26 protein-coding genes are annotated in these 19,957 nt (G+C 72.2%); 3 read left to right on the top strand and 23 right to left on the bottom strand.

The window, feature by feature from the left end; all coding sequences use genetic code 11:
* Window position 1 precedes the first annotated feature (1 nt).
* Window positions 2-928 (top strand): hypothetical protein, encoded by a 927-nt coding sequence (locus ACIRPK_RS26600; RefSeq protein ID WP_403042541.1) that lies wholly within the window; start codon window positions 2-4, stop codon window positions 926-928.
* A complete protein-coding gene (locus ACIRPK_RS26595; protein WP_403042538.1) occupies window positions 925-2,718 on the top strand; it encodes a hypothetical protein in 1,794 nt (597 codons plus the stop codon). The genes ACIRPK_RS26600 and ACIRPK_RS26595 overlap by 4 nt, the downstream gene beginning before the upstream one ends.
* A gap of 369 nt (window positions 2,719-3,087) precedes the next feature.
* On the opposite strand, the gene ACIRPK_RS26590 is transcribed toward ACIRPK_RS26595, so the two are convergent.
* The 16 genes from ACIRPK_RS26590 to ACIRPK_RS26515 form a co-directional block, all read right to left on the bottom strand.
* Complete coding sequence (locus ACIRPK_RS26590; protein WP_403042536.1) at window positions 3,088-3,939, bottom strand: AAA family ATPase; 852 nt, start codon at window positions 3,937-3,939, stop codon at window positions 3,088-3,090.
* The gene (locus ACIRPK_RS26585) at window positions 3,936-4,985 is read right to left on the bottom strand and encodes a DUF6919 domain-containing protein (protein ID WP_403042533.1); all 1,050 of its coding nucleotides are present in this window, start codon (window positions 4,983-4,985) and stop codon (window positions 3,936-3,938) included. The genes ACIRPK_RS26590 and ACIRPK_RS26585 overlap by 4 nt, the downstream gene beginning before the upstream one ends.
* Window positions 4,986-5,068: 83 nt before the next feature.
* A complete protein-coding gene (locus ACIRPK_RS26580; protein WP_403042531.1) occupies window positions 5,069-6,064 on the bottom strand; it encodes a hypothetical protein in 996 nt (331 codons plus the stop codon).
* Window positions 6,065-6,191: 127 nt separating this feature from the next.
* A complete protein-coding gene (locus ACIRPK_RS26575; RefSeq protein WP_402878772.1) occupies window positions 6,192-6,530 on the bottom strand; it encodes a hypothetical protein in 339 nt (112 codons plus the stop codon).
* Window positions 6,531-6,534: 4 nt separating this feature from the next.
* Complete coding sequence (locus ACIRPK_RS26570; protein ID WP_402878770.1) at window positions 6,535-7,269, bottom strand: hypothetical protein; 735 nt, start codon at window positions 7,267-7,269, stop codon at window positions 6,535-6,537.
* An 84-nt stretch (window positions 7,270-7,353) separates the two neighbouring features.
* Window positions 7,354-7,563 (bottom strand): hypothetical protein, encoded by a 210-nt coding sequence (locus ACIRPK_RS26565; RefSeq protein ID WP_403042528.1) that lies wholly within the window; start codon window positions 7,561-7,563, stop codon window positions 7,354-7,356.
* Window positions 7,564-7,576: 13 nt separating this feature from the next.
* Entirely contained in the window at window positions 7,577-7,831 is a 255-nt protein-coding gene (locus ACIRPK_RS26560; RefSeq protein WP_402878869.1) for a hypothetical protein, read from the bottom strand.
* 121 nt (window positions 7,832-7,952) lie between these two features.
* Window positions 7,953-8,837 carry a DUF4097 family beta strand repeat-containing protein gene (locus ACIRPK_RS26555; RefSeq protein ID WP_402878872.1) on the bottom strand — a complete coding sequence of 295 codons (885 nt, stop codon included), beginning with the start codon at window positions 8,835-8,837 and terminating at the stop codon, window positions 7,953-7,955.
* A 70-nt stretch (window positions 8,838-8,907) separates the two neighbouring features.
* Window positions 8,908-9,273: a hypothetical protein gene (locus ACIRPK_RS26550; RefSeq protein WP_403042526.1), complete on the bottom strand. Its 366-nt coding sequence runs from the start codon at window positions 9,271-9,273 to the stop codon at window positions 8,908-8,910.
* 199 nt (window positions 9,274-9,472) lie between these two features.
* Window positions 9,473-10,024, bottom strand: a complete 552-nt coding sequence (locus ACIRPK_RS26545) for a hypothetical protein (protein WP_403042524.1) — start codon at window positions 10,022-10,024, stop codon at window positions 9,473-9,475.
* Window positions 10,025-10,098: 74 nt separating this feature from the next.
* Window positions 10,099-10,761, bottom strand: coding sequence for a hypothetical protein (locus tag ACIRPK_RS26540; protein ID WP_403042522.1), 663 nt, complete (start codon window positions 10,759-10,761; stop codon window positions 10,099-10,101).
* A 426-nt stretch (window positions 10,762-11,187) separates the two neighbouring features.
* Window positions 11,188-11,736: a hypothetical protein gene (locus ACIRPK_RS26535; RefSeq protein ID WP_403042521.1), complete on the bottom strand. Its 549-nt coding sequence runs from the start codon at window positions 11,734-11,736 to the stop codon at window positions 11,188-11,190.
* Between the two features lie 194 nt (window positions 11,737-11,930).
* Window positions 11,931-12,452, bottom strand: a complete 522-nt coding sequence (locus ACIRPK_RS26530; protein ID WP_403042519.1) for a hypothetical protein — start codon at window positions 12,450-12,452, stop codon at window positions 11,931-11,933.
* Between the two features lie 72 nt (window positions 12,453-12,524).
* Window positions 12,525-13,253 (bottom strand): hypothetical protein, encoded by a 729-nt coding sequence (locus ACIRPK_RS26525; RefSeq protein WP_403042516.1) that lies wholly within the window; start codon window positions 13,251-13,253, stop codon window positions 12,525-12,527.
* Window positions 13,254-13,352: 99 nt separating this feature from the next.
* The gene (locus tag ACIRPK_RS26520) at window positions 13,353-14,027 is read right to left on the bottom strand and encodes a hypothetical protein (protein ID WP_403042514.1); all 675 of its coding nucleotides are present in this window, start codon (window positions 14,025-14,027) and stop codon (window positions 13,353-13,355) included.
* Between the two features lie 96 nt (window positions 14,028-14,123).
* The gene (locus tag ACIRPK_RS26515; RefSeq protein ID WP_403042513.1) at window positions 14,124-14,648 is read right to left on the bottom strand and encodes a DUF6919 domain-containing protein; all 525 of its coding nucleotides are present in this window, start codon (window positions 14,646-14,648) and stop codon (window positions 14,124-14,126) included.
* Between the two features lie 9 nt (window positions 14,649-14,657).
* Here ACIRPK_RS26515 and ACIRPK_RS26510 point away from each other — a divergent pair, with 9 nt between their 5' ends.
* Window positions 14,658-16,223 carry an ISL3 family transposase gene (locus ACIRPK_RS26510; protein WP_403042693.1) on the top strand — a complete coding sequence of 522 codons (1,566 nt, stop codon included), beginning with the start codon at window positions 14,658-14,660 and terminating at the stop codon, window positions 16,221-16,223.
* Between the two features lie 67 nt (window positions 16,224-16,290).
* Here the strand turns inward: ACIRPK_RS26510 and ACIRPK_RS26505 are convergent, their stop codons facing one another.
* The 7 genes from ACIRPK_RS26505 to ACIRPK_RS26475 all read right to left on the bottom strand — a co-directional run bounded on the left by ACIRPK_RS26505 (window position 16,291) and on the right by ACIRPK_RS26475 (window position 19,839).
* Window positions 16,291-16,725, bottom strand: a complete 435-nt coding sequence (locus ACIRPK_RS26505) for a hypothetical protein (RefSeq protein ID WP_403042511.1) — start codon at window positions 16,723-16,725, stop codon at window positions 16,291-16,293.
* A gap of 84 nt (window positions 16,726-16,809) precedes the next feature.
* Window positions 16,810-17,262, bottom strand: coding sequence for a DUF6919 domain-containing protein (locus tag ACIRPK_RS26500; RefSeq protein ID WP_403042509.1), 453 nt, complete (start codon window positions 17,260-17,262; stop codon window positions 16,810-16,812).
* A gap of 5 nt (window positions 17,263-17,267) precedes the next feature.
* A complete protein-coding gene (locus ACIRPK_RS26495) occupies window positions 17,268-17,543 on the bottom strand; it encodes a hypothetical protein (protein WP_403042507.1) in 276 nt (91 codons plus the stop codon).
* Window positions 17,544-17,720: 177 nt separating this feature from the next.
* The gene (locus ACIRPK_RS26490) at window positions 17,721-18,371 is read right to left on the bottom strand and encodes a hypothetical protein (protein WP_403042505.1); all 651 of its coding nucleotides are present in this window, start codon (window positions 18,369-18,371) and stop codon (window positions 17,721-17,723) included.
* Between the two features lie 155 nt (window positions 18,372-18,526).
* Window positions 18,527-18,847 carry a hypothetical protein gene (locus ACIRPK_RS26485; RefSeq protein ID WP_403042503.1) on the bottom strand — a complete coding sequence of 107 codons (321 nt, stop codon included), beginning with the start codon at window positions 18,845-18,847 and terminating at the stop codon, window positions 18,527-18,529.
* Window positions 18,848-18,868: 21 nt separating this feature from the next.
* The gene (locus ACIRPK_RS26480) at window positions 18,869-19,057 is read right to left on the bottom strand and encodes a hypothetical protein (RefSeq protein WP_403042501.1); all 189 of its coding nucleotides are present in this window, start codon (window positions 19,055-19,057) and stop codon (window positions 18,869-18,871) included.
* 41 nt (window positions 19,058-19,098) lie between these two features.
* The gene (locus ACIRPK_RS26475; RefSeq protein ID WP_403042498.1) at window positions 19,099-19,839 is read right to left on the bottom strand and encodes a hypothetical protein; all 741 of its coding nucleotides are present in this window, start codon (window positions 19,837-19,839) and stop codon (window positions 19,099-19,101) included.
* Window positions 19,840-19,957: the final 118 nt, after the last annotated feature.

Raw genomic sequence — 19,957 nt, 5'->3', positions numbered from 1 at the left:
CGTGCTCCTTGATCCAGACACGTCCGCGAAGATCGCCCGCTACCGTCCCCGGCAGGCCCCGCCCGCCTGGGACGACGTCGCGCCCCTGGTGCGCTCGGCCGTGGCCGCGACGGTCACGGCGGTGCCCTACGACGTCGAGCGTCTCCTGCACGCGGTGGCCGGCCTGGCCCTGTGGGCGGAGGCGAACGGGCTGCCGCGCGATCCGGACAGCTGGCTTCGGGGGGAGGCCATCGACGCGTTCGTACTGTCCCGCGTGAGAGTGCTGCAGCCCACGTCCCTGCAGACCTACCGCACCTGGCTGCGACGCGTGCGTGACGCACTGGCCTGGACGGACCGGGGCGAGCCCGTCCCACCCAAGCTGCACGCACCCGCCAACCCCCACAACCCTTACAGCAGTGAGGAGTTGGCCGGACTTCGGCACTGGGCTTCGCACCTTCGCGGACAACAGCGCACGGACGCGCTCGCGCTGATGGGGCTCGGGGCAGGCTTCGGGCTGACGCCCAGGGAACTCGCCGCCACCCGCGGCCTGGACCTGCGCCGCCCCGGCCCCAGGCACCCGCTCATCCATGCCGGGATCGAGCGCACCCCGGTGGCCGCCCGCGCCTCGTGGGAGGAGGTTCTGGCAGAGCTCGCCGAACTGGCAGGCGGCCGTTACCTCTTCCGGCCAGGCCGGACCACCGCCTACGCGAAGAACCTCATCGGCTCCTGGTCGCTCCTGCACCAACCGTCCACCGGTCTGCCCCCGTTGTCGGTCGGCCGGCTGCGGGCCGGCTGGATCGTCGACCTGATGCGCGACCGTATCGACCACGACCTGATCGCCAAAGCCGCAGGGCTCACCTCCCCCGCCTCCCTGGCCCGCTACCAGCACCTCGTCCCCCCGCTCGACGACTCCACCGCGATCCGGCTCCTGCGGGGCCGCCCGGCATGACAGTCCCGCGCACCTGGCGGAACCCGGAGAAGATCAGTCACTGCCGGCCTCGGCCGGTCACCGACGCCCCCGCACAGATCCCGGACTCCAAGGTCGGCCAGCTCGACTTCCTGCTCCACCGCTCCGGGGCCCTCGACCTCATCGAGGGCGAGCTGGCGGGCCGCCCGGGGCCCGACGGCCTGCCCGTTCGCACCGTGCTGGTCGGCCTGCTGTTGTCCCTGCACTACAACCAGAGCGCGAGCCTGGCGGACGCCTGCCGGATCCTCCTCGACCAGCTCCAGCCACTGGCCCGAAGCTGGCTCGCCATCCCCGACATCGACCAGGACGACCAGTGGGCGCGGCACGCGTTCAGCCGCCGCGTCTACCGCTCGTTCGACCGTCTGACCACGGCCCTGGACCCCGCCCGGATCGACCGCAGGCGCAGGCTCCCGCTCGCCGAGGCCGCGGCCCACGCCGCCGCCTGGGAGGACAACGACGCTGAGCGCCTGCGACGCCGGGCTCTGCTGCAGGAGATCAGCGACCGGTTGGTGCTGGTCACCGTGCGCCTCGCCCAGCGTCGCGGACTGTTCAAGGGCTGGCGCGGCGACATCGGCGCCGACACCACCGCCGTCCCCGCCTGGCATCACGAGCCCAGCGACCTGCGCGACCTCGCCTCCGTCGAAGTCACCGCCGGCTGGCACTTCAGCGGCGGCAGTGACGAAGGAGTCTTCGGCCACAGCGCGACGCTCCTGGTCGCGGCCAGCCGACGGCACACCGCTGGCCATCCCAGCGCCGGGAAGCGGGTCAGCAAGCACCCCCAGCTCGCCCTCGGGGCGGTCCTGGACACCCCTGGCAAGCGCATCGGCCCCAACGCCGTCCACTCGCTCACCACCCTGCTCCCCCTCGGCCTGCCCATCGGGCTGCTGGCCGCCGACCGCGCCTACACCGACCAGACGACCGAGCACTTCCAACTCCACGCCCGCCGCATGGGCTACCAACTCACCCTCGACTACAAGCAAAACCAGCGCGGCGTCCAAGGAAGCCACCTCGGCGCCGCCCTCATCGACGGCACCCTCGCCTGCCCTGCCATGCCCGACGTGCTGGCCAATGCGACCACCGGCCTCGACGACAAGGCCGTCCGTGACCTCGATGAGGTGCTCGAACAACGCCTCGCCAAGCGGGAGCCGTACTTCCTCAAACTCAAGCAGGGACCGGCCCCCGACGGGACCCTCCGCCTGCAGTGCCCTGCGGCCGGCCCCTCGCCCTCGGTGACCTGCCCTCGTTTCAACCGCGTCCACCGGCCCACGGCCGCAGTCCCCGCAGTCGTGGACCTCACCAACACGCGCTCCACCACAGCCCACCCGTCGGCGAAACCAGCCGTTCAGATCACCCCGGCCGAACGCCTGCGGCCACCACCGTCGAAAGAACTGCCGAGAATCTGCCGCAAGCCGACGATCACCGTCCACCCCGGCGACCTGGGCATGATCGACAAGTTCCGCCAGGACCGCCCCTACCTCAGCCCGACCTGGCACGACGCCTACAAACCCATCCGGGCGCACAACGAGGGCCTCAACGGCCGGGCCAAGGGCCACCAGATCGACATCTCCGACCCCAGGAAGCGCCTCGCCCACGGCCGCGTCGCCCAGACCGTCCTCCTCGCCCTGATGATCCTCATGATCAACCTGCAGATCCTGCATGACTGGACCCGCACCAGCAGCCCCGCACCCATCCAGGCCGACGACGGTCAGAGCTACGACGGGCTCACCCCGATGCCGCTCACCACCAACGGGCTTCCCCCACCACCCGGCTGACGAGCAGTCTGCCCACATCCCGAAGAGCACGGCCCCAGGTCGCCGTTGGCTCCCATCCCAGCGGCAGCCCCGGCACGCCCACCGCACCCTGGGCCACCCCCGAACCAACGCCGCAGACTTCTGGACCACGCCCGCGAAGGCCCACCGAGATCGCACAGCACCTCGAACAAGCCCCCGGAAAGCAGAAATCCCGCCCGATCACATGGATCGGACGGGATCTCATGACCCTTCACGAGCAGGACTCGTGAACAGCCGGTCGTCGGTGCCGGGGAGAATCGTGCTGGTCACGAACGGGTTCATGGCGTTCCTAACGGGGGTTGTCGGTCTGGCGGTGGGCGGTGCGGCCCGTGGCGGGCCGCACCGGGCGGGTCAGTCGCAGTTCACGCAGACGGCGTCCACCGCGCTGTTGCCGGTGATCGCGCCGAAGAGGTCCTTGGCGCTGCGCACGGACAGCCAGGTCGGCCCTTCGCAGTAGAGGCAGGGCTGCGCCGCCGGGGTCTGGAAGCTGCAGTCGTACGGGTCGCCGTCGTCCATCCACCGCAGGAGCAGTTCCTGCCCGGCGACGGCGAAGGAGCCGGTGGCGAAGCCCTCCTCGTCCTTCTCGCCGTGCCAGGTGAACACCCGGGCGAGGTCCCGGCCGAAGACCTGCTCGACGTGCAGGGCCGGGTACTGCTCCTCCCGGCGGGCGGCGGCGCCGACGAGCGCCGACATCACGGCGAGGTCACCGGCGTGGTGGACGGCAGCGAATCCCTCCTCCATCAGACCGGGCAGCGCCTGGGCGAGCTCGGCATGCTGCGCGCGGACGACCTGGTCCGGCACCCGGCTGCTGGGCGGCCGCTTCGCGTTTCGCGCCAGAGCGGTGGGAAGGTCGGATTCCACGACGAGGGCGACGGCCGGGACGCCGCGGTGGCGGGCGAGGGAGATGCTGCTGAGCCGCACCCACTGCTCGCTGTTGACGGCGTCGATGATCGTGGGCAGCTGGTGGCGCAGGCGGCTGTCGAGCTGGGCGTTGAGCTGCGCCCACGCCGTGCGGGAGACGGCCTGGTTGCCCGGGTCGCCGGTCAGGATCTCGCGGAGCTTGTCCGCACTGAGCACGGAGGCGGGCGGGAACAGCGTGGCCAGGGTGGACTTGCCGCTGCCGCTGATGCCGAGCAGGACCAGCAGGCAGGTCTCGGGCAGGCCGAGCGCCGCCAAGGCGCGGCGGGTCTCTGCGGTGCTCATCGGAGAGCCTCCGACGCCCGCGGGAAGGTGGTGCCTTCCAGCGGGCCGGCGGCGACCGCGACGGCAAGCGCGCGGCGCAGCAGTTCGGGGCCGATGTCCGGCGGCACCCCGTGGACCAGGCTCGTGTGGAGGGTGTCCAGGATGTCGGTGAGGTGCAGCGCGAGGTCGGCGACGTGGTGGTAGGCGGCCAGCAGGTCCGCCAGCTCGTCGCCGGTGCGCGGGTGGAACCGCATCGCCTGCAGGACCCGCAGGACCTGTTCGCGCTCCAGGGTGCCGCCGGTGACGGGCAGCTGTCGGATAACCTCCTCAACCCGGTCGAGCTGGGCGTCCTCGGTCAGGGCGGTGAGCTCCTCCAGGACGTCGTCGTCCAGGTGAGCGCTCGCGCCGTAATTGATCAGCCGGTCGCGGGGTTCCACGGGCTCGGTCCTTTCGGCGGGGCCCGGCGCGGCGAACTGCCACAGCAGCGGCCACAGCCGGTCGTTGCGGCCCCAGTCGGGGTCGGCGATGGTGAGCTGGCGGGCGGCGGCCTGGCGCAGGACGGCGGGGCCGGCGCCGGGCAGGAGCAGGTGCAGGTCGGCCCGGTCGCGTCGGGCGCCGAAGGCGGCGTCGGGCTCGCCGTCGTACTGCGAGACCGTCACGCCTCCCAGCCCGCTCAGCCGGGTGAAGCGCGGGAAGCGGTACTCGACGGCGAGCAGCCCGCGTGCGTGAGCCTGGGTGCGCAGGCGGCGGCGCAGGCGGCGGTCGGCCACGAGGAGGACCACGGCGGCGCGGCGCGTGGTCGGCTTGCCGTCGCCGTCGAACTGGGTGTCCTGGCCGTACTGGGAGGCCAGGGTGAGCAGTCCGGCGCGGTTGAGGCCGGCCAGGAGAGCCGTCGGGCCGCCCTCCGCGTTGGTGGGAATGTGGAAGGCGGCGCAGGTCAGCACGTCGGTGCGGCCGTCCATCCAGTCGGCCACGGCGTCGGCGACCTCGCCGAGCGAGCGGAGGGCCGGGTGGGGCCGGTCGGCGGCGGCCGGGCCTTGGAGAGGCTGGGAGGGGGTGGCGGTCACGGTGCGGTCTTCCTCTCGGATCGGGGCGGCGGGTGGGGGGCGCAACCGTCTGGACCCGCCACGAGTTGGCTGGGTACTGGTCGTCAGGTCCGGCTGAGCGAGGCGTCCTTGCGTCGGCGGTACTCGTCCCGCCAGGCGGCCGGGTCGAGGTCGGCGCGGTAGGCGATCTCGCGGGCGATGTCGGTGAACTCCCCGAGGTCGAGTTCCTCGCGGAGCTGTGCGGCGAGGTGGTAGGCGCGGCGGGGGTCGTACTGCTCCAGCTCCGCGAGCAGCCGGTTGGCGACGTAGGCGGATCCGGCGGCGTGGATGTGCGCGGTCGCCGCCCACCCGTCCTGGGCCTGGCGGGCGTCGGTGACAGCCTCCTCCGAGGTGATGACTCGCTTGAGCATCTCGGTGTAGAGGGTGGTGTGGTGGCTGTCGCGGTCGGGGAGGGGCAGCGCCGGAGCGCTGCCGAGGGGGGTGGCCGGGTCTGGGCCCGGCACCCGGATCGCGGGGACGGTCTGCTTCGTGGCCATCTGCAGGCCGACGAAGCGCTCGCCCCTGATCACGACCGCGGTGGCGGGCTTGGTGGCGTCGAGCCAGAGGGTGTCGCCGCTGGTGCTCCACCGGCGCAGGGCGTCTGTGTCGAGGCCGGCCGGAGAGGCGGTGGCGTTGCGCAGGTAGGGGGCGAGGCGGGCTCGCCAGTCGAGGACCGGGTATGCGGTGCTGACCGGGAGGTGCAGGCCGCTGCCGGCGGTGTGGGCGTCCAGGCGCTGACCGTCGCTGACCAGGCGGACGTCCTCGTCGTGGCCGCGCGAGCTGGCCCACTGGTGCAGGGCGTCGGCATCGGTGTCCCGCAGGACGGCGTGCCAGGCGCCGGAGGTCTCGTGGAGGTGGGCGGTGCCCACGGCGATGGCCGTCCTGTCCGTGGTGACGGCGTGGAGCCGCAGCTCGACGACATCGAGCAGCGTGGCGGCTCCCTTGCTCCACACCGTGCTGTCGGCGCGGTGGGGCGCGGTCTGGGCAAGGATCCGGGCCAGCTCGGTGGCCGAGACGGTGGTGATGGGCGAGGGCAGGGTCATGGTGGCCTCCGAGGGCATGGAAGGTATGTGGCGCGGGGGCGGCGGGGTAGCCGCGAAGTCTTCTGCGGTGCCCCGGAGTTGCCACGGGGTCCGAGTGGTGGAGGCGTCCTGCTCCAGCGGCGGATCCCCTGGTGCTGACTGGATGTCAGCCGAACAGGGCGAGCTGGCTGTCCGCCGCCGGGGTGGGCGGGGCGGCGGGCTCCGGCCGGGGGTGCTCCGCCTCCGCGTCGTCGGGGCTGTCGGTGCCCTCGGGCGGACGGAGGGACCGCTCGTGGGCGAGGCGGGCACGGCCCGTCTCGGTGAGCTGGGGACCGTCGGGGCCGTCCGAGAGCAGGCCACCCCAGAACAGGTAGACGACGCTGTTGGGGACGGCGTGGATCGGGTACCGGTCGCGGTCGTAGCGCAGGTGTCCTGACTCGGCCGCTTCCAGCAAGGCCGTGTTCACCGGCTTGTCGGCGGGCCAGTCGTCGAAGACGTCGGCCACCGGCTCAGGCCCTGCCTGCGCGCAGGTGTCGGATCTTCGCGCACGGCCCAGCGGTGGCGCAGTGCGACTCCCAGCTGGTCACCGGGTTGCTCGTGCCGTGCATCTCGTTGGCGACTGCGGTGACGATCTCCATCAGGTTGGGGTCCTGGGGGCGGCACCGCTCGGCGTGGTGGCGGACGTGCTTGCGGGCATTGCGGGCCATCCAGCGCCGGTCGTGCGGTCCGCGGTTGTCCATGGCGACCTCGTGGTCGTAGCCCGAGCCGCTGGGGTGGCAGTGCTCGCAGTGCTGGCTCACCCTCGGGATCTTCGTCCCGTCGGGGCCGTCCTTGAGGTACTCGTAGACGGTGACCTTGCCGCCCAGCGGGTGGTCGAACTCGACCACGATGCCTTCACCGGCCGGGTTCCAGGTGGTGGCGGGCAGGAGGTCGTCCCAGCCGGTGCCGTGCGGCCAGCCGCCGTAGTTCACGCCCTGGGTGAGGTCCAGGGAGGCGGGCTCGGCGATGGGGGCCGCCTGGTAGGCGCGGACCTGGTCGATGGGGCCGGCGTGGGTGACCGAGTGCTCCTCGGACTCCAGGAACAGCAGCCCGTAGCCCTCCGGCTGGCGGCGTTCGGTGAAGAACTCCTCCATCTGCGCGAAGTGCGGGTGGTTGGGGAGCAGGATGCCGCTGAGCGTGACGCGGTAGTGCTCGGCCCCGGTGACGTAGGTGGGGTTGGTCGGGCTGACGGAGTGAAGGTTCATGGCGGACGGTCCTTCTCGATCGGCTGGTGCTCCGGGCCGGGTGGGTGGCGGCCGCACCACCGAGGTGGTGGTGCGGCCGGGGTGTCAGCAGGCGGGCGAGCCGTCGCCGTGGATGCCGTCCGGGTCCCAGCCCGGGTCGATGAACCGGCGGACGCGGAGGCCGAAGTAGAGCTCGGCGTGCCGGGCCTCGCCCTGCTCGTCGTGGGCCTCTGCGGCCCGGATCAGCTCCTCCTCGGTCATCTCGTCGCCGGACTTGTTGAGCCAGCTCTCGTTCTCGTACGGGGTGAGGTCCACCTGTGGTCGTCTCCTACTTGAGGGGCAGGCTCTTGAGGTTCTTGCGGATGTACTCGCGGGTGTAGCCGAGGGCGTCGGCGGCGTCGACCTGGCGGATGCGCTTGGAGGCGATCTCGTCGCGGACGGCGGTCCAGAAGACGCGGTCGACCTCGGCGTGGTCGTCCTCGCGCTTGCGTTGGGCGGCCGTCAGTCGCTTGCGGGCGGCGGCGAGTACGGCGGCTGCGTCGTCGCTACCGGGTTCGGGGGTCTCTTCGGGCTGAGGGGTCATGGCCGGGGGCTCCGTTCGGATCAGGGACTATGGGCTCTCCCCTCTGTCTCCTCCTGGAGCGGGTGGGTGGCCCGGGACGGCCGACGATGCTTGCCGGCTGGACGGTCGTCCCGGGGCGGCGTCAGCGGTGGCGGATGTCGCCCTTGATCGTGTTGGTGGTGAGCCGCACCTGCGGCGTGGCGGTGAAGCCGGTGGTCGTGATGTCGCCCTTGACGGTCTGGAGGTCGAGGTGGCCGGCGTGGACGGTCCCCCGGCGGGCGCCGACCTGGATGTCCCCGCGGACGGTGGTGACGGTGAGCGGGCCGCCGTCGAACCGGTGAACCGCGATGTCGCCGCTGGTGGAGGTCAGCCGGGCGCCCCTGCGGCGGAGCCGTCCGATCGTGATATCCCCGGAGGTGCTGGTCACGACGGCTTCGCGAAGGTCGGCGTCCTCGGCCGCGACGTCGCCGGAGATGGTGGTGACGGCGGCTTTGCTGTAGGCACCGGCGAGGGTGAGGTCGGCGCTGCCGTCGCTGAGTACGCTGATCTCACTGTCGGGCGGGAGCTGGACGTCGACCTGGATGATGCCCGGCCCCTCGATGAGGGGGGTGCCGTCGGCCGTGATGGTCCGCCCGCCACCGCTGTGGTGGACGATCTTCAAGTACCCCAGGTCCCCCAGCAGCTGCATGTTGCCGGTGCCGTGCTGGACGAAGGTCGCGCCGCCCCGCAGGGCCCGGTTGGTGTAGGTCGGTCCGATGACCGTGCCGACGACTGCGACGGGGCCGGTGGCAGCCGTGTGGTCGTCCTCGGGGGCGGGGACGGTGACTTTCAGGCTGCCGTCGCGCTCGCTCGCGGTGGCGGCGGCAACGGCGTCAACTGCCGCACCCTCGGTGCCGATGGTGCGCAGGGTGACAACTGCGCGGCTGGTGAGGGGGCTGGTGGTGATCCTGACGTGGCCGGACGTGATGCCGAGTTCGAAGCGGATCGGGCCCTCGGCCCGGGCGGTGATGACCCTCTCGGTGGTCATGGAGTTCCTCTCGGGTGGTCCTGGTGCCCTTGGCGGGGGTGCCCGGTGTGAGTCGCGACCGTGGTGGTGGTCAGGGCCGGGTGGCGGTGACGGTGCCCCGGTAGTCGGCGAGGTGGCCCGGGTGAAGCGGTCCGTCGAGCCACGGGATCAGGTCCGGGCCGATGCCCGCCGGGTCGGCACCGGGGGCGATCCGCTCGACCCGCGTGCGGATCAGCTGCAGGCGGCAGTGTGCGACGTCTAGGTCGTACGCACGCTGGGCCGCCTCGGAGCGCAGGTGCGCCAGCTCGGACTCGGCGGCGGCCAGGTCGCCCTTCGTGGCGCGGTGGGCGTCCGCCTTGGTCTCCAGCTGCGTGGCGGTGGCGGCGAGCGTGCTCTCGGCCTGGTCCGCGCGGTGGCGCAGCCAGCCGAGCTTCCGGGTGGTGGTGATGCGGAGCATCGGTGAGCCTCCTGGGCACTGGAGCGGGGGTCGGGCGGTGCCGACACCCCAAGTATGCCAACTTTTAGTTGGCCTATCAAGTGTTGGCCAACTTTATGTTGGCTCATGATTGGAGTGAGGCCCCCGATCCACGGGGCCCGGCCGCACCCACCAACACTGCGGCGCGGCCCGACACACGCGGGGCGGCCGCGCCGCACGATCAGCTACGGCCGCCCTCCAGTCGCTGGCTGGCGTAGATGTACCGCAGCCAGGTCACCGCCTCGCGCTCGCTGACCGGACCCAGCCCCTCCAGCGCCCGCAGGTGGTTGACGACGTCCACGCACTCCTGCGCGGTGCGCGGGTCACCACCGTCCCTCAGCGAGGAAATGTCGAGCATCACCGCCTGCGCGAGGACCCAGGCACGCTCCAGCTCCTCCGGGCACGGGTCCGGCCGGTGCCCGGAGGAGCTCGGGGCTCCCGCAACGGCGCTCTGCCAGTGGTGGAACGCCGTCGCCCCGGCACGCATCAGCAGTGTCACGGAGGGGAGCTCGCCGTACGCGTCCAGCACGGCAGCGTCACCGGCACCGATAGGCCGGGGGCGGACGGCGTCGGTGAGTGGGTGGTAGCGGACCGTGGACCCGTTCATCTCGACGGTCAGGGGCAGCTGCGCCTCGGCCAGGTAGAACACGGTGTCCTGAAGCTGGTCGGGCGGGGTGTCGACAGTGACGGTGCAGGCGATGACCGGCTGGCGGTCGGCCGGACTGGCGGGCATTGGGCCTCCTGAGGGACTGGAAGGTCGGGTGGAGAGGCGGAGCGTGCGGCCGCACGGATTCCAGGCGGCTGCGGCTACTTCACGGCGTTGCGGCGAACCGGACCGCCGCCCGGTCGGCTGGTGCGCTTCGGCGTCGCTGCAGGCTCGACGTGGTCCGGAGCACCGTGCGTCGCGGGCCCGAGGTCGGCTGCGTGCAGTTCGGGCCCGAGGTCGGCTCGCACGTCGGACGCCTTGAACCAGGGGTGGCCCAGCAGCGGCCGGCCCTCGGCGAGCCGCTGCATCAGGGTCAGCAGATGCGCCCCGGAGCGCACGACGATGAGCTGGCTGCCGTAGCAGAGGCGGTAGCACTCGTCCCAGGGCACGGGGACGGAGACCCCGTCGACCGTGGCGGCGGGCTGGTAGCGCAGGACCGCTCCGAAGGGCAGGTCGAGGGTGGCTGATCCGTCGGCGGCGCCGGTCCAGCTCCGGTCCCGCAACGGGCCGTCGGTGCCCAGGACGCTGCTGGAGTGCCATCGCGCTTCATACGTGGCGGCGGAGCGGGCCGCGATCTCGACCTGCTGCATCGGCGTCAGTTCCGGCTCCGTCTCCGGCTTCGCCGTCGGAGCGGGGTCCCGGCGGATCGCCGCGGCTGGCCGGTTGCGGCGGCGCTCAAGACTGATTCGCAGGGAGTAGGTGGCGTCTTCCAGGACCTCCTGGACGACGGCGGCGACGGCGATGCCGATGACGATGGATGTCACGGCCAGCTCGTCGGTCGTGCGCCGCTCCCGCAGGGCTCGGTGTGCAGCGAGGCTGGCGGCCGTTGCACCGGCAACGGTGACCAGGGACTGGGTCGCGTCGAGGGTGGCTTGCAGGACTCGCTGACTGAAAGAGCGACGGGGAATCACAGCGGGGCTCCCGGGCTTGTGGGCCGCTCACGTCGGCGGCCGGTCCTGGCAGTGGATCCCGTGACCCTTGGTGGAAACCTTGGTGACGGCCGTCGGTACCGGTACCGGTTCGGCAACGGCGCCCACCAAGGTTTCCACCAATGCTTTGACCTGCGGATTCGCTGTTCCGTCGGAAACCTTGGTGGCTTGTCGGTTTCGCTGCCACCAAGGTTTTGCACCAGCCGTCTCGTCGGCCGGGGCCGTGGTCCCGCCCGGATGGGACGGGACCACGGCGGTGGGTCAGCGGGTGCCGAACACGCCGCTGTGCGTGATGTCGAACGTCAGGCCGAGGACCGGGTGCGACCAGTGCTCGATGAGGGACTCCAGCAGTTCGTACCGCTGCTGGGCGCTCAGGGCCCGGACGCGTTCGGTGGCCGGGCCGAAGCCCTCCTTCGCCATGAGGTTGACCAGTTGTCCGCTGGCGTTGCCGTTGACCGCGGCGTCGAACAGCGCCGACGTGCTGGCCGGGGTCGCCAGCGAGCCGCCGTGGCGGCGGGCGGTCGCCTCGACCACGGCGGCCAGGTGGACGATGTGGATCGGGCCGTCGACCGGGTCGTCGGCGACGATCCGCGACAGGTCCGACCGTCCGATGCCGGTCTCGTTGATGTCCAGGACGGCGGCCAGGACCCGGGCGAGCGGGGCGGGATCGACGTCGTAGACGAACGGGTTGCGGCGGTCCTTGGGGTGGGCGCCGAAGTCCGGGCTGTCGACCCACATCAGCTCGGCGAAGACCCCGGGCAGGCCGGCCGTCTTCTTGTGGTTGCTCTCGGGCATGTGCGCTTGGGGCATGTCTGCTCCGTCTCGTGGTGCTCGGCCCGCCCGTGGTGCGGGCGGTGGATCGGCCGGGTGGCCGGTGGCCGCCTCGACGGGGTCGAGGGCGACTACGGACGGCCCGGACGGGCCCGGGCGGAAACCTTGGTGGGCTGATACCGGGCCGGTAACGGCGCTCACCAAGGTCTCCGCCAAGGCTCTGAACTGCGACATCAACGCTTTCGGGAAAACCTTGGTGACCTGATGCGTACTGCGAGCCGCTGCCACCAGGGCGCCGGTGGGCCAGCCGGTGAGCCGGTCCGCAGGAGGTCGTCCGGGGAGTCGGGCAGGCCCGCGAGGGCGGTGGCCCAGCTGGTGAACTCCTCGGCCTTGTCGTCCACGTAGACCAGGGCGCCGACCTTGACGTTGGTCACCAGCACCACGCCGGGCTGATTCCAGTACGCGGTCTCGGCCCCGCGGAGCACGATGACCTTGCGCTGCAGGTGTTCGCCGAGCCAGGTGGCGACGTCCTCGTGGAAGTCGGAGTGCCTGGCGGTGACCACTGCCAAGCACCAGCCGCCGTCCAGGAGCGTGCGCAGCCGTTGGACAGCGCCGGGCAGGGGGCCCCTGCGCAGGCGGCCGCCGTTCCACGGGCCTTCGGGGTGGATCACCCCGTCGAAGTCCACGCAGATCGTTCGTGCGGAGGGGGAGTCGGCGCCGGCGAGGGCGACGGCTCGGTCGAGCAGGTTGTTCACAGGGTGGCTCCGTGGTCTGAGGGTCGACCGGGGCCCGGCCGGTGCCGCCCGGGCCCCGAGGGGTGCGGGCGTTCAGGGCATGTCGAACGGGTTGCGGGGCGACGGCACGGCCGTCCGGCTCCGGGCGGGCCGGCCGGTGACCGTGGCCTTCCGCAGGACGCTGCGGTGGATGGTGACCTGGGGACGCAGGGAGAAGGTCAGGCCGCGCAGGGCCGGGATGGAGACGGCGGCCAGGGCCGCGGCGGTCAGGGCGGTGGCGACGGTGCGGCCGCCGTCCGGGCTGGTCTGCCACACGGTCGCCAGGGTGGCCGCGGACCATCCGGTCCAGGCGAGCCGGGAGACGGCCGAGCCCAGGAGGAACGACAGCAGCGCGGTGACCACGCCGGTGGCCTTCCACACGATGTAGGTGTCGGCGCTGCTGATCGGCAGGCCGGCGGTGTGCTGGTCGAGGTAGAGGCGCACCGGGCCGGTGATGGTGCCGGTGATGCCGACGATCCGGGCGTTCTCGCCGCTCTGGGCGAGCACGTGGTGCGCGACCGAGAAGACGGCGAGGGCCCCGTAGAGGACGAACGCGGCGATCAGCACCCCGGCGAGGATGCGGACCCAGCGGGCGGATCCCCGCCAGCCCTGGTCGAGGGCTTCGACCAGGTCCTCGCGGCGGCGGTCGAGGAAGGTGCCGGGCGCGGTGGCCTTCGCCCAGCGGGCCCGGGCGGCGGCCTTGAGGGTGCGCCGCCCGGCGGCCGGGGCGGCCGCCACGGTGGGCTCAGCGGGACTGGTGGTGGTCGGGGTGTCGGTGTTCATGGTCTGCTCCCGGATCTGGACAGGCTGAGGGGTTCGGCATGCGGGCCCGGCCGTGGTGGCCGGGCCCGTCTTGGCGTGGTGCTGAAGGCTGCGGCAGGGTCAGCGGCCGGTGGAGGCCGGGGCGGCGAGGGCCGGCGCTTCGGTCGCCAGGGCCCACGGGCCGTCGGTGAGCAGGCGGCCGGCCAGGCCATGGGCCGGGCTGCGGTGGTCGCCGTAGAAGGGGTGCAGCATCGGCACGCCCCGGTGCCAGCGGTCGAAGTGCCGCCACACGAAACCGAGCGGGTTGTAGGTCTCCCCGTCGCGCAGGTACGCGGCCTGCAGGTCCCACTCGCGGCCGCTGGCGGGGTCGCTCCAGCGGGCGGAGCCGATCTCCGTCTCCAGGACCGGCTGCCCGTGTCCGTCGATCCGGCGGTCCATCCAGGAGACGGTGCACAGGTAGCCGGCGTGGTCCCAGGTGTTCGGGTGCGGGGCGCCGGGGCTGTGCGTGTCGATGTGGACCGCCAGGTCACGCAGGGGCACTCGGCCGCGCAGCTCGGCCAGGACCAGCTGCGCCCGGCCTGCCTTGACCGGCAGGACGTAGCGGTCGCCGCTCGTGCCGGTGCCTTCGGTGTTGGCGATCCAGCCGCGGAGGGACGCGTAGACGCGGCCGTCCTGGTCCGGGGCGGCTTCGGTGACCTCCCAGTCGGCGAGGACGAGTTCCTCGCCGCTGCTGAAGGTCAGGGTGCTGTGTTCGGTGTCGGCGATGCGGTGGGCGGGGACGTTCCAGGTCTTCATCCGGTGCTCTCCTCGCGGGATGTGGTGCGGGCCGGCGCGGTCGGGCACGTCGCCCGGCCGCGCCGGCGGCGCCGGGCGGTGGCCCGGCCGGGTCGGTCAGGGAATGAGGGGCGCCCGGACGGGCGCGAGAGGCGACCCGTCCGCGTCGCCGTCGGCCTCGGCGGCCAGCTCGTCGAACCGGTCGGGTGCGCAGGCGCTGCACACGTCTTCCGTCACCAGCCCAGGAACCCACCAGCAGCCGCCCTTGCACGGGTCGTCCTCGGTGCAGCCGCAGCGCACGCAGCGGGCCTCGGCCGGGTCGGCGAAGGCCTCGAAGAGGGCGTCGATCAGCGCGCGGCGGGGGCCCGAGTCGGGGTCCGCGAGTGTGACCTGCCAGGCCCGCTCGGCGGCGGCGACAGCGTCCTTGCCTGCGCCCTTCCACACCAGACGGCGGACGGTCTCGGGCGGCATCCAGTCGCCGAACCGGGTGAACGGCTGCCCGTTGACGGCCGTGACGACGACACCTGTCCGCGTACTCGTTGAAGTGGCTCTGGCAAGATTTTCGTAGCCGGAGATCGCCAGGGCTCGGCAGTGGGCAGCCTGTGACGGTGCTCTCCTGAACTGGCTTCGCTGTTGCCGCACTTGACGGATGTGGTGGTGCTGTCGGTCGATACCTCCGGGCCCGTCGTGATGGTCCGGGCTCGTACTCGGTCCCGGGAGCCGGCTGGGTGCACGGGGTGCGGGGTGTTGAGCGGGTGGGTCCACAGTCGCTACGTGCGGCAGCTGGCCGACGCCACGATCGGTGGGCGTCCGGTCCGGATCGAGCTGAGCGTGCGGCGCCTGTACTGCGAGGCGGCGGCCTGCGCGAAGGCGACCTTCGCCGAGCAGATCCCTGGACTGACGGTGCGCTACCAACGTCGAACTCCGTTGCTGCAAGGGTTGGTTGAAAAAATCGGTGTGATACTGGCGGGCCGGGGCGGAGCTCGGATGCTGCGCGTGCTGAACATCGTGCTGTCGCGCTCCGCGGTGCTGTCCCAGGTGATGCGGATGCCACTTCCACCGGTGGTGACGCCCAAGGTGTTGGGGGTGGACGACTTCGCGCTCCGCAAGGGCGATACGTACGGCACGCTGCTGGTCGATGCCACCACCCGTCTGCCGGTGACGCTCTGGGAGGGCCGGGACGCCGGGCAGCTGAGCCAGTGGTTGCGCGGGCATCCAGGGGTTGAGATCGCCTGCCGCGACGGCTCGCTCGCCTACCGGCAGGGCATCGCAGCCGGTGCCCCGAACGCTGTCCAGGTCAGCGACCGCTTCCACCTGTGGCAAGGCCTGTCCCGCCGTGTCCAGGAGATCGCCGCCGCCCATCGCGGCTGTCTGCCCACTGCCCTGCCACCTGCCGAACCGACGGCCCCGCAGGTTGCCGAGACGACCAGGACCGGTCCCGGCCCGGTCGACACGCCTGCTGCCCGGCACGCCCGTCGGCTGTTCGAAGCCGTCCGTGCCCTGACCGACACCGGCCGTCCGGTCAGTGCGGTGGCCCGGGAACTCGGGCTCGACCGCCGCACCGTGAGCAAGTACGCCCGGGCCCGCACCTGGCAGGAGGTGATGCGCCGTGCTCCCCGCCGCCCGTCCGCCCTGGACCCCTACCTCGACCACCTGCAACAACGCTGGGACGAAGGCGAGCACAGCGCGAAAATCCTTCACCAGGAGCTCCTGGGCAAGGGCTATCCGGGCCACTACCAGCGAGTGAAGATGGCCATCGCGCCGCTGCGGCGCGGGCTGCCGCTGGACGAGCCACGCGAACGCCCGCCCTCTCCACGCGAGACAGCACGCTGGATCATCACCGCACCACACCGGCACAGCCTCCAGACCGCGGAACGTCTGCGCCGACTGCTCGAACACTGCCCGGAACTGAACCGCACCCACGACCTGGTCCGCCAGTTCGCCACCATGCTCGACACCCGCGACGACACCCCCCTGACCGGCTGGCTCGACCAACTCACCGCCAGCGGCCTGCCACCCCTCGCCGGCATCGCCGCAGCCCTGCGCGAAGACCAGGAAGCAGTGCGGCAGGGGATCACCACCACCTACAACTCCGGCGTCAACGAAGGCCGCATCACCGACCTCAAGCTCCAAAAGCGCATCATGGCAGGACGCGCCGGCGTCCCACTCCTACGCCACCGCGTCGTCCTGATCGCCCACCTGCGCCGCCGCTACTGAACGTGCGGTGCCGGCCGAGGCCCTCCGCTGGGGAGTCATCGCTCGATTGCCAGTGGCTGACCAGGTCCTACCAGGCCGTGCGCTTGTCCTGACGCTCCGCCGAGAAGCCCGCCGGCACTGCCGTTTCCGCCTGCCACAGCAGCCCTGGGTCGGGCGGGAACTCATCAGTTGCCGGCACCGGAGGGTGCAGGCGCCTGTGACCGGGGAGAGAGACCTCGGTCAGCACCCCGTCTCGCATCATCCACAACCCGAAGCAGTCGTCCTCCTCGTCATGGATCAGTACCTGCACGCTCTCCGGGCGCGGCCACTCCAGGGATTCCAGATGCCGCAGCAGACCGGACCGCGGGCGCACCCGGTTGAACTCGATCATCCAACCGTCAGCGAACATGGCGAGCTGCTCGAAGTGGCCGCCCCAGCTACGCGAGTCATCCCGCCGGGTCAACGGCTCCATCACCCCGTTCGCATACTGCGCCAACACAATGACCTGCGCGATTCTGCTCATGACGAAGTATCAGCGCAGCCGTGGGCTCGGCGGCAATCGAATTGGGGGTGGTGGGCTCACCGAACCCCACCCGACGATCTTCGGCTACGAAAATCTTGCCAGAGCCACTTTCACCTGTACGCCGACAACACCGTCGGGCCGCAGGTCCTCGGCGGTGTCGGGCTGGTGCTCGACGTACAGCAGGCCGTAACTCTCGGCCACCAGGCGCAGGGTGTGGAGGGCCTGCGGGTCGGCGACGAAGCCGGAGACCGCCGTGCGCTGCGCCCACCAGTCCTGGCCCTGGTCAGGACCGTGTTCGCCGGGCTGGCTGGCGTTGGTGACGTAGCCGGCCCTGTTGGCCAGGGCGAGGGCCCGCACCAGGCCGGGGGTGTCGGTGGTCTCGGAGTCCGGGCCGTAGCCGGGGACGTAGCCGGGCCAGGAGGCGCGGGTGCCCTCCAGCCACTGGGCGGTCAGCTCGCCGAGGTCGGCGAGAGTGGCGGCACTGCGCCAGGCCCGCCGGTCGGCACGGCTCATGATCAGGTGTCGGAACAGGGACATGGTGGTCAGGCCGCCTTCCGCAGGGTGCTCTGGTCGATGCAGGGCTCGCACTGCTGCCGCTGCGGCGTCAGGTGGTCGCCGTCCAGCCACAGGTGCCGGGGGCAGAAGTGCTGCCCGCAGCCGGTGACGGCCGTATCGTCCGGGCCGCTGCCGCATCGGGAGGCGGGACCGAGGTCGATCTCGGTGTCGCACCCGGCCTCGTCGCAGGTGGCCGCCTGGTCGTTGATGTCCAGGGCGGCGGCCAGGACGGCGGGGAGGGTGAAGGTGAGTGTGTTGCCCAAGGCGTCCTCCTGGATGCTGTGGTCGGCCGGTCGGCCGGTAACGCCCCCGGAGCGCGGCCGCCCGCCCCTGCCGGTGGGCGGGGCGGGCGGTTGGCCGGTGACGAAGCCGTAGGACCGGACGTTGGCTGGTTGACGACCGGCACCGGTCAGAGCCCGGCGATACGGTCGCTTCTGTCGTCAGCCGTTGTTGTTGACCGTGCCCTTCCACCCGGCGGACTGCTGGCCGATGTTGGTGGTGCGGTGCTCGGGCCGGTACGACCACGCGTAGACAGGGCCGGTGGCGGTCGCGCTGGAGTTGTCGCCGGTGGCGGTCGCGGACGCGGCGCCGCCGGCTGCGGCGGCGCGGTTCATGGCCTTGAACTTGCCGAGCAGCAGCAGCACCCCGGCCGCGACGGCGACGACGGTGATGGACACCCACATGAGGACCTCCGTGAGGCCGTCGGCGTGCTCGGCAGCCAGGCCGGCCCCGGCACCCGACAGCAGCACGAAGCCTCCGGCGGCGACCAAGGCGACCGAGCCGAGCAGCACGCCCTGCTGCACGGAGCGGGGCAGGCCCGGGTCGGCGGGCGGCTGGGCCGGAGCGGCCGGGGCGGGCTGCGCCTGCACCGCGATCGCGGAGAACGGGTTGAACACCGGGATGGGCGCGACCTGCCCGTCGATGAGGGCCGGGACGAACTGGGTGCCGTCGTACTGGTCGGGGCGGAGCGGGACGGCGATGATCTGGCCGTCGATGATCGCCGGGCTGTAGCTGGCACTGAGCAGGTCGATCTGCGGCTCGGTGCGGGCCGGGCCGACGGGCTGGGTCCGGGTGCGGTCGGTGAGGTCCACGTCGTTCTCCTTCTGGGGTGGTGTGCGGTTCGGGGCGGCGGGGCTGTTCGCGGCGCCGGGCGCCTTCTGGGGCTGCCGGACCCGGCCGCCTCGATCGGCGGCGGGGGTCCGGCAGCCCTCGGAGAGGCCGGGAGCAGGCAGGTGGCGCAGGCCGGTCAGATCGGCTCGCCCTCCTCGAAGGCGAGCAGCAACTCGCTCAGAGCGGCGTTGGTGAACCACCGGGTCTCGGACCAGGGGAGCCCGGCGTACTCGGCCGGCTCGTAGGTGAGCGTCGCCTCGGCAGCGTCCGCGTCGTCGTCCTCGCAGCCGTCGAACGCGAGGAGCAGGATCGTCAGCTGCGCCAGGTCGAGCAGGCGCCTGTCCCGGTAGTCGGAGCCGTCCTCGGCGTGAAGTTCCAGGAGGACCTCCGTCGGCTCGGTCTCCGGCGGGGTCTCGGTGCCGGCGGACGGGCGGGCGGGGGCGGGGGTGTGGTGCATGGCGGGTCCTTCTCTCGGTTGTCAGGAGGCCAGGTTGGAGACGAGGGAGGCGACGCTGGCGATCAGCTCACTGACGGCGGGGGCGATCGCGGTCTGCGCGGCGAAGAAACCGGCGCCGGCGAGCGGCAGCGCCGCCAGGACGCGCACCTGCTTGCGGTAGAGCAGCACGCCGGAGACGACGACGGTTAAGGCCAGAAGGGACACGGTCACGGGTGCTCCTCGGTGCGTTGGGTGGTGGCAGGCGAAAGGGGTCAGGCGCTCGGCAGCGGCGGCCAGGCCCGGAAGGGGTGGGGGTCGCCGAACTGGGGGGTCAGCAGCCCCATGCCGGGCAGGACCTGGTCCCGGCGGTGGCCCGGCCGTCCGGCGAGCAAGTCGACCAGGTTGCCGCCGCGGAAGTAGCGGGTGAGGAGTCCACTGGGCGGGGCGTCGGGGGTGTCGACCGCGCGCAGGCTCAGGCCGGCCAGGCGGGCGAAGGGGGTGATCGACTCCAGCAGGTGCCCGATCTTCGGGTCGGCGTCGATCAGGAGGGTGAGCCGCACCAGCGTCAGGGTGATCAACGGGTTCTCGGCGGTAGGCCGGAAGGGGCCGAGCGTCGGGTCGCAGGCGAGAGCGCGGGTCCGGGTGAGGACGAGTTCCTGGAGCTCGGTCAGCAACCTGATGGCGTTGCCCGTGGTGTCGGCGGCGCGGTCCGGGACTGCGGTCGCCGTCTGGGGGCCGGCGAGGTCGACCAGCACGGAGGTGACCATGTCCGTGCCGGCCTCGGCGGCCATCAGGGTGTCCAGCAGGGTGGTGGTGCCGCTGCCGGGCACTCCGGTGATGCGGGTCGGGATGGCCCCGGTGGGCTCGAACAGCGCCAGTTCGGCGTCGTTGCCCTCGGGGTGGCGGCCGATCGAGACGGTGCCGGACTTCGGGTCGAACAGGGTGGTGGGTGCGGGCCGGGTTGGCATGGTCCGCAGAGCGGTGAGGGCGGGGTGGGTGAGGGAGGTGTCCATCAGGGTCTCTTCCAGACAGAGGCGGGGGGCGGGCGCGGGGGGGGGGGGGGCCCCCCCCCGGGGGGGGGGGGGGGTGGGGGGGGGGGGGGGGGGGGGGGGGGGGGCCGGCCCCCCCGGT

Origin of the sequence: Kitasatospora sp. NPDC101801, assembly GCF_044766665.1 — a bacterium.
Classification (GTDB): Bacteria; Actinomycetota; Actinomycetes; order Streptomycetales; family Streptomycetaceae; genus Kitasatospora.
This window is presented reverse-complemented; position numbering and strand designations above follow the sequence as displayed.

Bases quoted from the DNA above. Each gene is read 5' to 3' on its own strand.
- ACIRPK_RS26595 (WP_403042538.1), top strand. From the start codon at position 925: ATGACAGTCCCGCGCACCTGGCGGAACCCGGAGAAGATCAGTCACTGC.
- ACIRPK_RS26590 (WP_403042536.1), bottom strand. From the start codon at position 3,939: ATGAGCACCGCAGAGACCCGCCGCGCCTTGGCGGCGCTCGGCCTGCCC.
- ACIRPK_RS26580 (WP_403042531.1), bottom strand. From the start codon at position 6,064: ATGCCCTCGGAGGCCACCATGACCCTGCCCTCGCCCATCACCACCGTC.
- ACIRPK_RS26570 (WP_402878770.1), bottom strand. From the start codon at position 7,269: ATGAACCTTCACTCCGTCAGCCCGACCAACCCCACCTACGTCACCGGG.
- ACIRPK_RS26560 (WP_402878869.1), bottom strand. From the start codon at position 7,831: ATGACCCCTCAGCCCGAAGAGACCCCCGAACCCGGTAGCGACGACGCA.
- ACIRPK_RS26555 (WP_402878872.1), bottom strand. From the start codon at position 8,837: ATGACCACCGAGAGGGTCATCACCGCCCGGGCCGAGGGCCCGATCCGC.
- ACIRPK_RS26550 (WP_403042526.1), bottom strand. From the start codon at position 9,273: ATGCTCCGCATCACCACCACCCGGAAGCTCGGCTGGCTGCGCCACCGC.
- ACIRPK_RS26545 (WP_403042524.1), bottom strand. From the start codon at position 10,024: ATGCCCGCCAGTCCGGCCGACCGCCAGCCGGTCATCGCCTGCACCGTC.
- ACIRPK_RS26535 (WP_403042521.1), bottom strand. From the start codon at position 11,736: ATGCCCCAAGCGCACATGCCCGAGAGCAACCACAAGAAGACGGCCGGC.
- ACIRPK_RS26525 (WP_403042516.1), bottom strand. From the start codon at position 13,253: ATGAACACCGACACCCCGACCACCACCAGTCCCGCTGAGCCCACCGTG.
- ACIRPK_RS26520 (WP_403042514.1), bottom strand. From the start codon at position 14,027: ATGAAGACCTGGAACGTCCCCGCCCACCGCATCGCCGACACCGAACAC.
- ACIRPK_RS26505 (WP_403042511.1), bottom strand. From the start codon at position 16,725: ATGAGCAGAATCGCGCAGGTCATTGTGTTGGCGCAGTATGCGAACGGG.
- ACIRPK_RS26500 (WP_403042509.1), bottom strand. From the start codon at position 17,262: ATGTCCCTGTTCCGACACCTGATCATGAGCCGTGCCGACCGGCGGGCC.
- ACIRPK_RS26485 (WP_403042503.1), bottom strand. From the start codon at position 18,847: ATGCACCACACCCCCGCCCCCGCCCGCCCGTCCGCCGGCACCGAGACC.
- ACIRPK_RS26475 (WP_403042498.1), bottom strand. From the start codon at position 19,839: ATGGACACCTCCCTCACCCACCCCGCCCTCACCGCTCTGCGGACCATG.